Origin of the sequence: Brucella pituitosa, assembly GCF_003049685.1 — a bacterium.
GTDB lineage: Bacteria > Pseudomonadota > Alphaproteobacteria > Rhizobiales > Rhizobiaceae > Brucella > Brucella pituitosa.
Map to the genome: position 1 here is coordinate 167234 of NZ_PYSY02000003.1, position 13040 is coordinate 180273.

A 13040-nucleotide genomic window follows, 5' to 3' on the forward strand; every position below is an offset into this window, starting at 1 on the left:
CCATTTGATTTCAAATAATAAAAAAATTGTTGTCAAAATTGATTTTCCTGTGCTTCAATATGAAAAAATAATTTCATACGGCTGAACAAAGGAGTTAGACCGTTATGGCAGGGGAACAAATGATACAATCTGGCGCAACGTCGCCAGCAAACCGGCAGATGGAGGAGGCCCTCGGGACGATTGGTGTCACGGGTGCCCACAAGCAAATTCTGCTACTCGTTTTGATTGGATGTCTCTTCGATAGCTTCGAACAAAACACCATTGGCCTGGTTGGGCCAATCCTACGGGAACAATGGGGTCTGTCGGGAACAGATATCGGCTTTCTGAACACAATCACATTTGCAAGCGCTGCTGCGGGTCGTCTGTTGTCCGGTATTCTCGGAGATCGTTATGGCCGACGTGTGATGCTCAGCATCAATCTGCTGCTATTTACTCTGGGCTCAGCCTTGTGTGCTCTCGCGCCAAGCTTCGGATGGATGTGCGTGGCGCGTGCGATTGTGGGCTTTGGTGTAGGCGGAGAAATTTCAACAGCGGTGACAATGTTGGCCGAATTCTGCTCACCGAAATTTCGTGGAACAGCTGCAGGACTTGTCAATGTCGGCGCTGGAGGGTTTGGGAACTTCCTCGCTCCCGCGTTCGGCCTACTGGTATTCACACTATTCCCTGGGGAAAACAGCTGGCGTTGGCTGTTCGCTGTTCTTGCAATTCCTGCTTTCCTCGTGGTTTTTTTCCGACGCTATGTTCCTGAAACTCCGCGATTTCTGGCCTCGCAAGGCAAGATCGAGGAAGCCAACAAAGTACTTTCAATTTTGGCGTCGGGCACATTGAGGCCCAGGAATCTGAAAGTGAAAGAATATCTTTCTACGCAGGAAGCGAGCGAAGTCAAGTCGACAAAAGGCAATTGGAAGGAACTTTTCCACCCTCCATTTATCGGCCGCACTATCCCGGTGGCAATTGCCATCCTCATGAGCTACGGCGCTCAGCTATCCGTTCTGACGCTCATGCCCATGATTTTTATCTCAATGGGATATACGCTTTCAGGCAGCCTTCTTTACAGCATGATTATCCAAAGCGGCAGCGTTCTGGGCGCGATTGCAGCGTCGGCGTTCGGGTATTATTTCCCGCGTAAGAAAGTTCTCACTTTGGGTTCGGTATGTGCGTGCGTAGCGGCACTTGCTATCATTTATCTTGGAACAAGCCTGTATTTAGTACTCTTCTTCGGCGCGGTGTTCCAATTTTTCGTCTTGCTTCTCAATACCTCAATCTGGATTTATGCGCCGGAACTTTATCCGACCCGCATCCGCGGTTTCGGTGTGGCTCTGATCCTGGCGAGCGGTTCGGCGGCAGGCTCCTTCGTTCCAACCATTGCCGGAGCACTGTTTGACAGTTTCGGAATGATTGGTGTGTTTAGTCTGGCGGCATCGATGTACGCCGTCTTTGCATTCTGCATCCAGCTCGGACCAGAGACCTATCGTCGTTCCATGGAGGATCTGACTCAGCCTGCGGAAGCAGATACCCCTCACTCAACAACACTTAAAACTGCGAAAGAACAGGCGTAACAATAATGGCATTGTCTCCTTATGTTTTGCTGATCAACCCGAACGGTTCAGAAGCCACGACGGGGATGATGCTTAATATTGCGCGGCGCACGGCCGCCGGGCGGCTTCAGCTTGAAGCCGCCACGGCAGACCGCAGTCCACCAATGATCACCAATGAACCACAACTGATAGCGTCTGCAGCGCAAGTTATAGAAATTGGCATCAACCATGCCTCAGCATGTGCCGGGGTGATTGTCAGCGCCTACGGAGACCCGGGGGTCACACATTTGCAGGACAAATTGTCCGTACCTGTGATCGGCATCTGCGAAGCTTCGATGATCACGGCAGCAGGAAGGGATCGCAAGTTTGGCGTGGCGACCGTAACTCCAGACCTTGCGGATGCAATAGCTGCTCGGGCAGATAGTCTTGGATTGACGCAGCTCTACACAGGAATACGTTGCACACTCGGCGATCCGCAAAAGCTTGCCAGCAACAACGATCAATTGTGTGAGGAATTGGAGAAGGCAGTAAACCTTTGTGTTCTTGACGGGGCACAAGCTGTCATAATCGGTGGAGGCCCTCTCGGTGAAGCAGCCGAATATCTGCGATCTCGCTTCGAAATTCCTATTATAGCACCAATATCGTCAGCAGTGGAGCTCATGATATCGGCCCTTGATTTGTAATGACAGTAAACGTGCCCCTACAATTGGCTTTTTTGCCTCAGATCACCGCCTTTGAGAGAAATCAGGCTCGCTGAAAAACAGCGGATGAGAAGGTTGTCGACCACCTCGTGACTCACGCCAGCAGAACCTGCGCCGCTTCATAGAGCAGGCCGCAACTGGGGATCACATGATACCCCTTTGAGATCATCTGGATGGGCCGCCATGTCGGTTACCCCATCTATGAGATGGCTTCTTCCAAAAAGTAATAAAGCTTAATTCGGCAGCCCTTGAAAAGAATTTCTATGTCGTCTCGCCTGTCTCGAGATAAACCGGAAGCACAATTTCAGCTTCGCTGAAATAACCGTTACTGAACCGGTCCAGCAATTGCTGCCCGGCAGTTTCACCGATTGCATAGGCGGGAGATATGACGGTCGTAATCAAAGGGCGCGCGTAGCGTCGTGACTCAAACCCGTTAAAGCCTGCAATCGCAACCTCACCGGGGATCGAGACCCCTCTTGATTGAAGTAAATACATCGCGCCTATCGCCAGACGATCATTGGCACCAAAAATGGCTTCCGGAAGTGGATTATGATCGAGATATTCGGTCAGCGCCTTCTGCGCCGTATCAAAATCTTCAGAAGGCGAGTCGATGATATCAACGGACGCTTCCGGAGACAGCCGTTTGATTTCCGCAGAAAAGCTGGCAATACGCGCTTCTACAGCTGGCCAATCCGTTTTCGGCCTGATGATAAGTATCCGCTTAAACCTGCGCGCAGCAAAATGATCGGCCAACATCTGCCCGCCGCGATAGTCATCCTGTCGTATCGTGCAGATATCACCATTGATGCGCGCTGGTTCCTGTAACAACACAACAGGTTGGTCCATACGGATCAGATCCTCGATGATCTGTTGGCGTTTTTGTTCCGGGCCAGACAGGATGACACAGAAACCGTCTACGGAAAAATTGCGGACAGCGAATGACTTGCTGAACTGTTCCAATGGAATGCCTTGCAGTGTCAGGGCGTGCTCGCGATTGCTCAAGACGTTGCTCAGTCCTGCCACAACATGCGCATTGAAATGATCCGATAAGAATGAGCGCGTTTCATCGACGATAATAACGCCAACTGCCCTGCTTTGCGCCATGCGCAAGCCACGTGCACTCTCTTGCACGCGATAATTCAGGCGTAGGATTTCTTTTTCAACGGTTTTGCGCGTGCTTTCACTGACGAACTTGTGTCTGCCGTTAATGACATTGGAAACGGTCATGGGTGAGACGCCAGCTGCTGCTGCCACATCCTTGATGGTTACACGACGTCTTCTTGTGTCTGCAGGGCCGGATGTCATTTTTGCTTTTCTTCCATAGTTCCCGCTCAACAGCCATCTCAACGCTGGCGGCGATATCCGCTTTTGTTTGTCTGCTGAATGCAACCTCAACCTGCAGGCAAGGGAGCACGCAAAGCGGCGTAGCGTCAAGCCATGGAACTATAACGTAAAATAGAAAAAAGCAATATGGAGAAACAATCTGGCTCACATATCCATCTAATATTGGAAATTGACAGGCAACACGCAATATGTAACGTTAAATATAACCTTCGAAAAGAGTAGGTTCATTTCAAAAAATAGGGGAACTCTGCATGAGGAAACATATGCATGGAATTGCCGCATCCGCGGTGCTGGCCGCCGGACTGCTTCTGGGGGTGGCCGGAGCTTCTGCGGATGACAAGTCAATCGTTGTCGTAACAGCCGGCGGTGTATTCGAACAAGCGATGAAGAAGAACTTCTTCGAGCCATTTACAAAAGAAACCGGCATCGAAGTTATCTCCGTCGCATCGGGCCTGGGAGCCCAGTGGGCCAAAGTCAAAGCAATGGCCAGCCTGCCTGAAGCGGAGTGGGACATCGTAACCGCGCTGCCCAACGACAATTTTGCCCAAGCGCAATATCTGGAACCGATCACTTGCGATCAACTCTCGAACGCGGCAGAATTTGCTATCGAGGGAACATGCATGGGTCATGCTGTCCTGCGCACCTGGGGTGCGAATGTGTTGGATTGGAACACGGACAGTTTTCCTGACGGAAAGCAGCCGCAGAATTGGGCAGATTTCTGGAATGTGGAACAATTCCCTGGCCCCCGCGCAATGCCTGACGCCAGCTACTGGCCCTGGTTGCTGATTGCTGCACTTGAAGCCGATGGTGTTTCTAAGGACAAGCTCTTCCCGCTCGACGTCGAACGGGCATTCGCAAAACTCGAACAGATCAAACCCAATATTGTCGTGTGGTGGAAGACCGCAGACCAGTCGCAAAATATCTTGCGTACTGGTGAAGTCGTCATGTCGATGATGGGATCCGGACGCGCCTCCACCCTGATCGCCAGCGGCGAGCCTATCAAATTTACCTGGAATCAGGGCATCAAGGACACCGGCATGTGGGCTGTCCTCAAAAATGCGAAAAACAAAGAGGGCGCGATCAGGTTTATCAATTTCTTCCTCGCCAACCCTGAAGCACACGTAGCCTTCTCCAAAGAATTCCCCTTCGAGACGCCGAACAGCAAGGCTTTGGATCTGATCAGTCCGGAAGAGCGGAAAACGCGTGGCGGAGACCCGGCCAATATGGCTGTACAAATCGATCCTGACTGGAAATGGATTGCAGAAAATGATGCTGCAATGCGTCAACGCATGATTGAGTTTCTCAGTCGATAAATCCAGAAACATCACAGTTATGGAAAATCGAATTAGAGCGGTTCCCACGGCTCTACGTTGAGTGGACCGCTCTCATGTGCCTGACAAGGCTCAATCCGGAGAATTTTGATGTCTAGAATGGGTGCCCAGGTCGAGATCACAAATCTGGTCAAGCGATATGGAAGCAATGTTACAGCGGTTGATAATGCGAATTTCAAAGTAGATGCAGGAGAGTTTCTGTCGGTGCTCGGGCCGAGTGGTTCGGGGAAAACATCGATATTGATGTGTCTCGCCGGATTTGAGGTTCCAACCTCCGGAACGATTGACATCGGTGGGCGGGATGTAACCGCATTACCACCGAACAAGCGTGAGATCGGGGTCATATTTCAGCGCTATGCGCTTTTTCCCCATATGAGTGTGCGCGAGAATGTACGTTTTCCATTGAAAATGCGCAGTATGGCAAAGGCTGAATCCGACGCCGTTGTCGAAGAAGCGCTGGCTACAGTCAGGCTCTCTGGCCTCGCCGATCGCATGCCCGATCAGCTTTCCGGCGGCCAGCAACAACGTGTTGCGATAGCCCGTGCAATCGCCTTTCGTCCACCGCTGTTGCTTATGGATGAACCACTCTCTGCATTGGACAAGAAACTGCGGGAAGAGATGCAGATCGAGATCAAAGAACTGCAACGCAAGCTGGGTTTGACCATTATATTCGTCACACATGATCAGGAAGAAGCACTTACGATGTCTGATCGTATTGCTGTGATGACACATGGGCGGATCGAGCAGATTGCAGCTCCCGACATGCTTTATCGTGAACCGACCACCCGGTTCGTGGCAGGTTTCGTTGGCGAAACAAGCTGCCTGCCGGGCACTGTAAAACAAAACTCAGCCGGCTCTGTACTCGTGGCCTTAGATGGCGGCGGCGATGTGCAGGCGATATTACCTTCAGGCAACTCCGTAAACGAAGGCTCTGCTGTCGAGATATTCGTGCGGCCGGAACATATCATCGCATCGTCCAACGCATCGCCGGGAACATTCGAAGCCAGTATCGTCTCCAAGAGTTTTACCGGGGCGTCAATCGTAGTCACCAGCCGGACGAAAGCCAATGTGCGTATTACAGCCCGACTGGGGCTGGACGCGGCGGCGAATATTCCGAGCGATGGGACGGTATTCTTGGCAGTCCAGCCAGGCCGCGCCACCTGCTTTCTTAAAGAAGGCGCCACGCAATGAGTGCTGAAACTAACCGTCGAAGCTTGTCTCTGTCATCAAGCCTGATGCTTGTTTTGCCATTGCTACTCATTCTTCTCGTGGTTTTTCTCTGGCCGATCCTAAGATTGATAGCAACCAGCCTGTTCGATCCTGATTTCACACTTCGTCATTATCAAGCCGTGCTTTCAGACGATTTCACGCTGATCATTTTCTGGCGTACGTTCAAGGTCAGCTTTCTTGTTGCAGCATTGGCTCTGATTATAGGGTTCCCCATCGCGAACCTGATGAGAAATGCATCCCCTATGGGAGCGACCATCATTGGAGCATGTGTGCTGATACCGCTATGGACCAGTGTTCTGGTTCGCAGTTTTGCATGGACTGTCTTTTTACAGCGCAATGGTGTTTTCAATACGTTTCTGCAGTGGACGGGAATCACGGATGCACCGATAGGCTTTTTATACAATGAAACCGCTGTCATCGTCGCTCAGGCCCATGTGATGCTACCTTTCATGGTCATGCCCATCTATCAATCCCTGCGCGCCATTCCTGAAGAATTGCCGCGTGCTGCACTCAGCCTTGGCGCTTCACATGGTTCAGTATTTCGCCATGTTATTTGGCCACTTGCACGGCCAGGGGTTACCGCGGGCTTCCTGATCGTTTTTATTGTATCGCTCGGGGCTTTCGTGACACCCGCTCTCATTGGCGGACCTCGGACGATGATGCTTGCGACGGCAATCAGTAATGAAATTACCGAGAAATTCGACTGGGCACGGGGCGCGACACTTTCCGCGATCTTGCTCATTGCCGTTCTCGTACTGATTGCGATTTTCAACCGCTTCATGAAGCTGAACCAATTGGATCAACGATAATGAACCGTATTCTCTCGGGCTTGCCGCTGCCTGTCCTGTTGACGCGGGTGGCGGGCATCTTCGGCCTCGCATTCCTGCTGATGCCGACACTGATCGTTATACCAATCTCTTTCGGTCCTGACCGTTATCTGCGTTTTCCACCACGCGGCTTCACACTTGATTGGTATAGGGAGCTTCTTGCGGACCCTGCCTGGCTTGGGCCCGCCCTCTTTTCCTTCAAGATTGCGATCACCGTAGCCGTCATTTCAACGGTTTTCGGCACCATGGTCGCATTGGCGCTTTCACGGGGACGCCTGCCGGGGAAACAACTGATCTCAATGGGAATGCTTGCGCCAATTATTGCGCCCAACATCGTTGTTGGTGTCGCCATGTATCTGATGTTCTCGCAAATGGGGATGGCTGGTTCGACTGTGGCCTTCGTTCTGGCACACACCACACTTGCAGCACCTTACGTGATCATAACAGTATCTGCTGCTCTTGCCGCCACGGACAGGGATCTGGAACTTGCCGCGATGAGTCTCGGGGCCTCTCGCTGGAACGCATTTCGCCATGTCACACTACCACTGATACTGCCCGGGCTCCTTGCAGGCGGCATCTTCGCATTCATTGTATCCTTCGATGAGCCGGTGGTGTCTTTCTTTCTTTCCAGTGTGCGCGACAAAACTCTGCCACGCAAAATTTTCGAGGATCTGGATTTCGATGTCTCGCCCGTTGTCGCTGCCGTTTCAACCCTTCTTACATTCGGATCAGTGGCATTGCTCGGACTTGTTGCCGTACTGAAGAAAACAAGAACCTCATCGCCCAAACAAGATGGCTAGAGCATTTCCTGTTTTGATTGAACCATTGGAAAAGCTCAATCCATGTGTCTTTACGCGCATCTTTTTCCGAAAACCGCTTCGCACTTTTCGGGAGCTATAGCGCGATACCCGCCTTTCCAAAAGGCTTCGGGTCATATGATCCGAAGCCTTTATACGCATAAGCCGATTTCCAGAATATATATGTTCAAGAGTGTTGATCTGCTTTAATCAGATCGATACACGCTAACCTTCAGGCAGAATTTTGCCGGGGTTTAGAATGTTCAGCGGATCGAGTGCCTGCTTGATGGTTCGCATGACATCTACCGCTGTCGCGCCGTGTTCCGCTTCCATATATTTTATTTTCCCGTAGCCGATACCATGCTCTCCGGTACAGGTTCCATCAGCAGCAATGGCGTGCTGTACGAGGCGTTCGCTCAGCACGCCAACGGCGCGCATCTCGTCCTTTTTCCCGGGATCAATGACATAGGTCACATGAAAATTGCCGTCGCCGACATGCCCCACAACGGCGACATAGAATGGCATCTCGCGGCTGTCTTCGAGTGCAAGTGCTATGCAATCAGCGAGGCGGGAAATCGGGACACAAACATCTGTACCCCACAATCTGGCACCTGGGCGCATGTTACTGATAGCGTAATGTAGGTTGTGACGAGCATGCCAGAGCTTTTCACGGGCTTCAACATCGCGTTCCCACACGAAGTCCGTTGCTCCTTCTTCCACTACAATTTTACGAACACGTTCAGCCTGATCATCAACATCAACCTGCGTGCCATGAAACTCGAAGAAGAGTGTCGGTGTCTCGTTGAACGTTGTTTTCGAATATTTATTCGAAGCAATGATGCCATTAGCATCAACCAGTTCCATTCGTGCAACTGCAATCCCCGACTGCACAATCAAAATGGCCGCCGAAACTGCCGCTTGTGTCGTAGGAAACGCAGATATGGCCGTTGCTTCACTCTCCGGGCGACCATGCAATCTGACAGTGATCTCGGTGATGATACCGAGCGTACCTTCGGAACCGACAAACAGGCGCGTCAAATCATAGCCTGCTGCAGATTTTTTCGCCCTGCTTCCTGTTTGCAGGATGCGGCCGTCAGCCAGTACAACGGTTAGTCGCACGACATTCTCGCGCATAGTGCCGTAACGCACAGCATTTGTTCCGGATGCTCTGGTGGCAACCATACCACCAATGGTCGCCTCAGCACCGGGGTCTACGGGAAAGAAAAGTCCGGTATCACGCAAGTAACTATTTAGCTGTTGCCGGGTAACCCCTGCCTGAACTGTAGCATCGAGATCGCCAGCGCTGACATTAAGTACCGCATCCATACGGGAAAGATCGACGCTTAATCCTCCATGCAATGCTGCAACGTGACCTTCGAGCGAAGTACCTGCACCGAAAGCTATAACGGGCAGCTCAATTGCATGGCATATGCGGAGAATTTCCGCGACTTCTGCGGTTGAACGAGGAAAACACACCGCATCGGGTGGGAAGACGGGGTGATAAGCCTCTCCTCGTCCATGCCTGTCTCGCTCAGCATGAGCGGTGGTGACCCGATCACCAAGTAGCTGCTCTAGTAATGGCAGCGCTTGTTGAAGTTTGTCGTCTCGATTGCTCTGCATATCATGCCTCTCTGGGAACAATTCCGGCAGCAGTCAAGGACAGCTGGCTGCCGGAAGTGCCAAGACGCGATCACAGCGCCTTCATGTCCGCATATCGATAATTTGAAGCGTATCCCGACGAGGTGATACTGCTTTATTTGTCGAACCCCGTAACCGGGGACTTCAATTCGTTCTAAAGCACGCCGTATCGCGCATAGACATCGCGAAGATAGCCGCCACTGCGAAGCTCCGAGCTTGAACGATCTTCCCCCTCCAGCTTGTTGAACGCGACAGCCAGCACCTCATCCTCAATTTCTTGCGGCACGACCACGACGCCGTCAGCATCACCAATGATCAGGTCACCAGATTTCACGCGTACGCCTGCGCAGATTACCGGAACATCGATGGCCATGATCTGACCACGCCCCTTGGAATCAAGTGGTGCTATGCCGCCATGATAAACCGGCAATTTCAGCTCACGGATTGTTTTGATATCGCGAACGAAGCCATCGGTTATGCAGCCAGCAGCCCCTCGGCCTACGGTGGCAGTGCTCAGCAATCCGCCCCATGGAGCAATCCTGCCGGACCCACCACAGGCGAGCACTGCAATATCATTGACCTTCAGATCATCGACCAGCTTTATTTCAAGCTCATATGGATTGACACCTTCTTCGACATGAGCGACCTCCATATAGATTCCAGTGCGCGCACGTCCGCAAAGCTGAAGGGATTCATCAAGTGGGCGTATATAGGAAGGCATCGCGCAATCGCGCGCGCCCACTGCATCAAGCGCATCGGAAACCAATGCTGAAAAAAGCAGGTGGTAATTATCCGGAAGTTTCTTGGCTGTCATAATCTTCTCTCTTCAGGTTGATTGATAGTAGTTTTGTTTCAAACGGATTTCGCTGGAACGGCACTGCCACTGGAGCCCACCAAAACGCCAAAATCGGCTCCCTTGTCGGCCTGCATCACATTGTCGATGAAGATCCGGCCATAGCCTCGTTCGTAATGGGGCTGAGGCCGCTGCCATTCGGCCCGGCGCGCCACCATTTCCTGATCCGTAATATCCAGATGAAGACGACCCGCTTCGACATCAAGTTCAATCATGTCACCATTGCGCACGAAGGCGAGAGGGCCGCCAATTGCAGATTCAGGGGCAACATGAAGAACGACAGTTCCAAAAGCAGTGCCGCTCATTCGCCCGTCCGATATACGGACCATGTCACGCACGCCTTTGCGGAGTAACTTGTTCGGCAATGTCATATTGCCAACCTCCGGCATGCCGGGATAACCAACCGGGCCTGCATGTTTGAGAACGAGAATGCAGCTCTCATCCACGTCAAGCTCGGGATCGTCTATCCGGGCCTTGAAATCCCGCATATCCTCGAATACCACCGCCCTGCCCCGGTGCTGCATCAGCTCTTGCGACGCCGCAGAGGGTTTGATAACTGCACCGTCAGGCGCAAGATTTCCACGTAGAACCGCAATTCCACCACGGGCCTTGAAGGGTTCTTCAAATGGTCGAATGACATCCTGATTGTAACAAGCCGCATTTGCTACTTCCTGCGCGATCGTGCGCCCGGAAACGGTCATCGCATCACCGTGCATCAACGGCAGCAACTCTCGCATGAGCGCAGGCAAACCGCCTGCATCGTAGAAATCTTCCATCAGATATGTGCCAGATGGCATCAGATTGAGAAGACAAGGCACGGTTTTTCCAAGACGATCCCAATCGTCAAGTGTGAGGTCGATACCCAATCGCCCGGCGATAGCTAAAAGATGCACCACCGCATTGGTTGAACCGCCAATGCCACCGTTCACGATAATCGCATTTTCCAGTGCCTGCCTGGTCAAGATATGCGAGAGCCGGATATCGTTCTTCACCAGCTCAACAATACGCTTGCCAGACTGCGCAGCGAGAACAGCGCGACGACTGTCTACTGCCGGGATTGCAGCATTTTGCGACAACGCCATACCCATGGCCTCGGCAAGAGATGCCATGGTTGATGCGGTTCCCATCGTCATACATGAGCCAGCTGACCGGCTCATCGCGGCCTCGGCATCGAGGAACTCTGCCGTGGACATCTCTCCGGTATGCAGCATTTCATCAAAGCGAATGACGTCGGTTCCGGACCCGAGCTGACGTCCCCTGAACCGCCCGTTCAACATCGGGCCACCAGAAACCATGATTGCGGGAACATCGACACTGGCTGCCCCCATCAAGAGCGCTGGCGTGGTCTTGTCGCAACCCGCCAGCAACACAACCCCGTCAATCGGGTTGGCCCGTATGGTTTCTTCCACATCCATGCTGACCTGATTGCGATAAATCATCGCCGTTGGTCGCACCAGGGACTCTCCAAGGCTCATGACCGGGAATTCGAGCGGAAGTCCTCCAGCGGCCAGAACACCTTTCTTGACGTGTTCGGCAAGCCCGCGAAGATGTGCATTGCATGGAGTGAGCTCCGACCAGGTATTGCATATCCCGATCACCGGACGCCCATCGAACATTTCCGGGAGAATACCCTGATTTTTCATCCAACTGCGGGCGTAGAACCCATATTTGTCGGCTGTACCGAACCACTGCGAACTGCGCAGTTCTCTCTTTGTGTCCATGGATGAGTTCCCGAAAATTCTTATAATTACATTTAACGTTATATATAGCTAATCGGTTTTTGGAAATGATGTCAATATGGTCCAATAAATTCTGTTTTAAGTTGCATACGTCGCCGTCTGCCAAATTTAATGCGGCTAATACTTGACAGAAATTTGCCAAGAATATTTAACGTTATATGTCATCAAATGGGAGCCAAAAATGATCGTCGATTGCCATGTGAACATATTCAACCCGGAACAAACACTGCCGCTGTTCCATAGCCTGACGCCGAGCTCGCGTCCCGGGTCGATGGGAATGGCTGCTGATGCAGATACAATTTACAAAGCTATGGCCGACGTCGATAAGGCCATCATATTCTCGCTTCGATACAAAGATGCTATCGGCGTTGACGGCGACGACGAAGTTACCGCCGCCGCAGTGGCAAAATATCCCGACAAGTTTATCGGCTTTGCCGCTATGGATCCACGTCGCCCGGACTTCATGGACCTTTTGGTTCATGCGATTGAAGACCTCGGTCTCAAAGGCGTGAAGTTCGGACCGATCTACAATGGTGTTTCTTTGCTCGATCCACGTCTGGAACCGGTTTACGAATATTTACAGCGCAAAAATTTGCCTCTCACCATGCACATGGGAACAACGTTCGGTGCCAATGCGCCTGTTCAATATGGCCGCCCTCTCGACGTCGACACAATCGCGGCACGTTATCCGGATTTAAAGATGGTAATGGCCCATATGGGGCACCCCTGGTATGAAGAATGCATCATCGTGGCTCGCAAACAACCCAATGTTTATTGCGAAGTCTCCGCACTCTATTATCGCCCCTGGCAGTTCTACAATATCCTGGTTTGTGCGCAGGAATATCTGATCACAGAACGTAACAAGATCTTCTGGGGCACCGATTTTCCTTGGACAACCGTTGAAGAATCCATTCAGGGGCTTCGTTCTATCAACGATCAGATTGAGGGAACAAATCTGCCTCGCATCAGCGAAAGCACAATCGAACGTATATTGCATTCCAATCCGTTGGAACACTGGTGGCATGGTGGTTATGCGGGTTAG

Annotated in this window: 11 protein-coding genes; 7 read left to right on the forward strand and 4 right to left on the reverse strand. The window is 51.9% G+C overall.

Annotated features, from left to right (window positions below):
• Positions 1–104: 104 nt before the first annotated feature.
• Both C9380_RS21100 and C9380_RS21105 read left to right on the forward strand, forming a co-directional pair.
• Entirely contained in the window at positions 105–1559 is a 1455-nt protein-coding gene (locus tag C9380_RS21100; RefSeq protein WP_164844702.1) for an MFS transporter, read from the forward strand.
• Positions 1560–1570: 11 nt separating this feature from the next.
• The gene (locus C9380_RS21105; RefSeq protein WP_210249785.1) at positions 1571–2221 is read left to right on the forward strand and encodes an aspartate/glutamate racemase family protein; all 651 of its coding nucleotides are present in this window, start codon (positions 1571–1573) and stop codon (positions 2219–2221) included.
• Between the two features lie 279 nt (positions 2222–2500).
• On the opposite strand, the gene C9380_RS21110 is transcribed toward C9380_RS21105, so the two are convergent.
• Positions 2501–3544 carry a LacI family DNA-binding transcriptional regulator gene (locus C9380_RS21110; protein WP_100559825.1) on the reverse strand — a complete coding sequence of 348 codons (1044 nt, stop codon included), beginning with the start codon at positions 3542–3544 and terminating at the stop codon, positions 2501–2503.
• Positions 3545–3846: 302 nt separating this feature from the next.
• On the opposite strand from C9380_RS21110, the gene C9380_RS21115 reads away from it, so the two are divergent.
• The 4 genes from C9380_RS21115 to C9380_RS21130 all read left to right on the forward strand — a co-directional run bounded on the left by C9380_RS21115 (position 3847) and on the right by C9380_RS21130 (position 7771).
• Positions 3847–4896: an ABC transporter substrate-binding protein gene (locus C9380_RS21115; protein ID WP_164844704.1), complete on the forward strand. Its 1050-nt coding sequence runs from the start codon at positions 3847–3849 to the stop codon at positions 4894–4896.
• Positions 4897–5004: 108 nt separating this feature from the next.
• Entirely contained in the window at positions 5005–6105 is a 1101-nt protein-coding gene (locus C9380_RS21120; protein ID WP_164844705.1) for an ABC transporter ATP-binding protein, read from the forward strand.
• Complete coding sequence (locus C9380_RS21125) at positions 6102–6953, forward strand: ABC transporter permease (protein ID WP_100559819.1); 852 nt, start codon at positions 6102–6104, stop codon at positions 6951–6953. The genes C9380_RS21120 and C9380_RS21125 overlap by 4 nt, the downstream gene beginning before the upstream one ends.
• Positions 6953–7771 carry an ABC transporter permease gene (locus C9380_RS21130; RefSeq protein ID WP_128094565.1) on the forward strand — a complete coding sequence of 273 codons (819 nt, stop codon included), beginning with the start codon at positions 6953–6955 and terminating at the stop codon, positions 7769–7771. The genes C9380_RS21125 and C9380_RS21130 overlap by 1 nt, the downstream gene beginning before the upstream one ends.
• A 222-nt stretch (positions 7772–7993) precedes the next feature.
• On the opposite strand, the gene C9380_RS21135 is transcribed toward C9380_RS21130, so the two are convergent.
• From C9380_RS21135 to C9380_RS21145, 3 genes are all read right to left on the reverse strand, one after another.
• Positions 7994–9388 carry an FAD-binding oxidoreductase gene (locus C9380_RS21135; protein ID WP_128094566.1) on the reverse strand — a complete coding sequence of 465 codons (1395 nt, stop codon included), beginning with the start codon at positions 9386–9388 and terminating at the stop codon, positions 7994–7996.
• 172 nt (positions 9389–9560) lie between these two features.
• Positions 9561–10220, reverse strand: a complete 660-nt coding sequence (locus C9380_RS21140) for an RraA family protein (RefSeq protein ID WP_128094567.1) — start codon at positions 10218–10220, stop codon at positions 9561–9563.
• 38 nt (positions 10221–10258) lie between these two features.
• Complete coding sequence (locus C9380_RS21145) at positions 10259–11980, reverse strand: IlvD/Edd family dehydratase (protein ID WP_100559813.1); 1722 nt, start codon at positions 11978–11980, stop codon at positions 10259–10261.
• A gap of 199 nt (positions 11981–12179) precedes the next feature.
• Here C9380_RS21145 and C9380_RS21150 point away from each other — a divergent pair, with 199 nt between their 5' ends.
• Entirely contained in the window at positions 12180–13040 is an 861-nt protein-coding gene (locus tag C9380_RS21150; protein WP_128094568.1) for an amidohydrolase family protein, read from the forward strand.

What these genes read in the sequence shown, in the direction of transcription:
- C9380_RS21100 (WP_164844702.1), top strand. Translation starts at nt 105, where the DNA reads ATGGCAGGGGAACAAATGATACAATCTGGCGCAACGTCGCCAGCAAAC.
- C9380_RS21110 (WP_100559825.1), bottom strand. Translation starts at nt 3,544, where the DNA reads ATGACATCCGGCCCTGCAGACACAAGAAGACGTCGTGTAACCATCAAG.
- C9380_RS21115 (WP_164844704.1), top strand. Translation starts at nt 3,847, where the DNA reads ATGCATGGAATTGCCGCATCCGCGGTGCTGGCCGCCGGACTGCTTCTG.
- C9380_RS21120 (WP_164844705.1), top strand. Translation starts at nt 5,005, where the DNA reads ATGTCTAGAATGGGTGCCCAGGTCGAGATCACAAATCTGGTCAAGCGA.
- C9380_RS21125 (WP_100559819.1), top strand. Translation starts at nt 6,102, where the DNA reads ATGAGTGCTGAAACTAACCGTCGAAGCTTGTCTCTGTCATCAAGCCTG.
- C9380_RS21130 (WP_128094565.1), top strand. Translation starts at nt 6,953, where the DNA reads ATGAACCGTATTCTCTCGGGCTTGCCGCTGCCTGTCCTGTTGACGCGG.
- C9380_RS21135 (WP_128094566.1), bottom strand. Translation starts at nt 9,388, where the DNA reads ATGCAGAGCAATCGAGACGACAAACTTCAACAAGCGCTGCCATTACTA.
- C9380_RS21140 (WP_128094567.1), bottom strand. Translation starts at nt 10,220, where the DNA reads ATGACAGCCAAGAAACTTCCGGATAATTACCACCTGCTTTTTTCAGCA.
- C9380_RS21145 (WP_100559813.1), bottom strand. Translation starts at nt 11,980, where the DNA reads ATGGACACAAAGAGAGAACTGCGCAGTTCGCAGTGGTTCGGTACAGCC.
- C9380_RS21150 (WP_128094568.1), top strand. Translation starts at nt 12,180, where the DNA reads ATGATCGTCGATTGCCATGTGAACATATTCAACCCGGAACAAACACTG.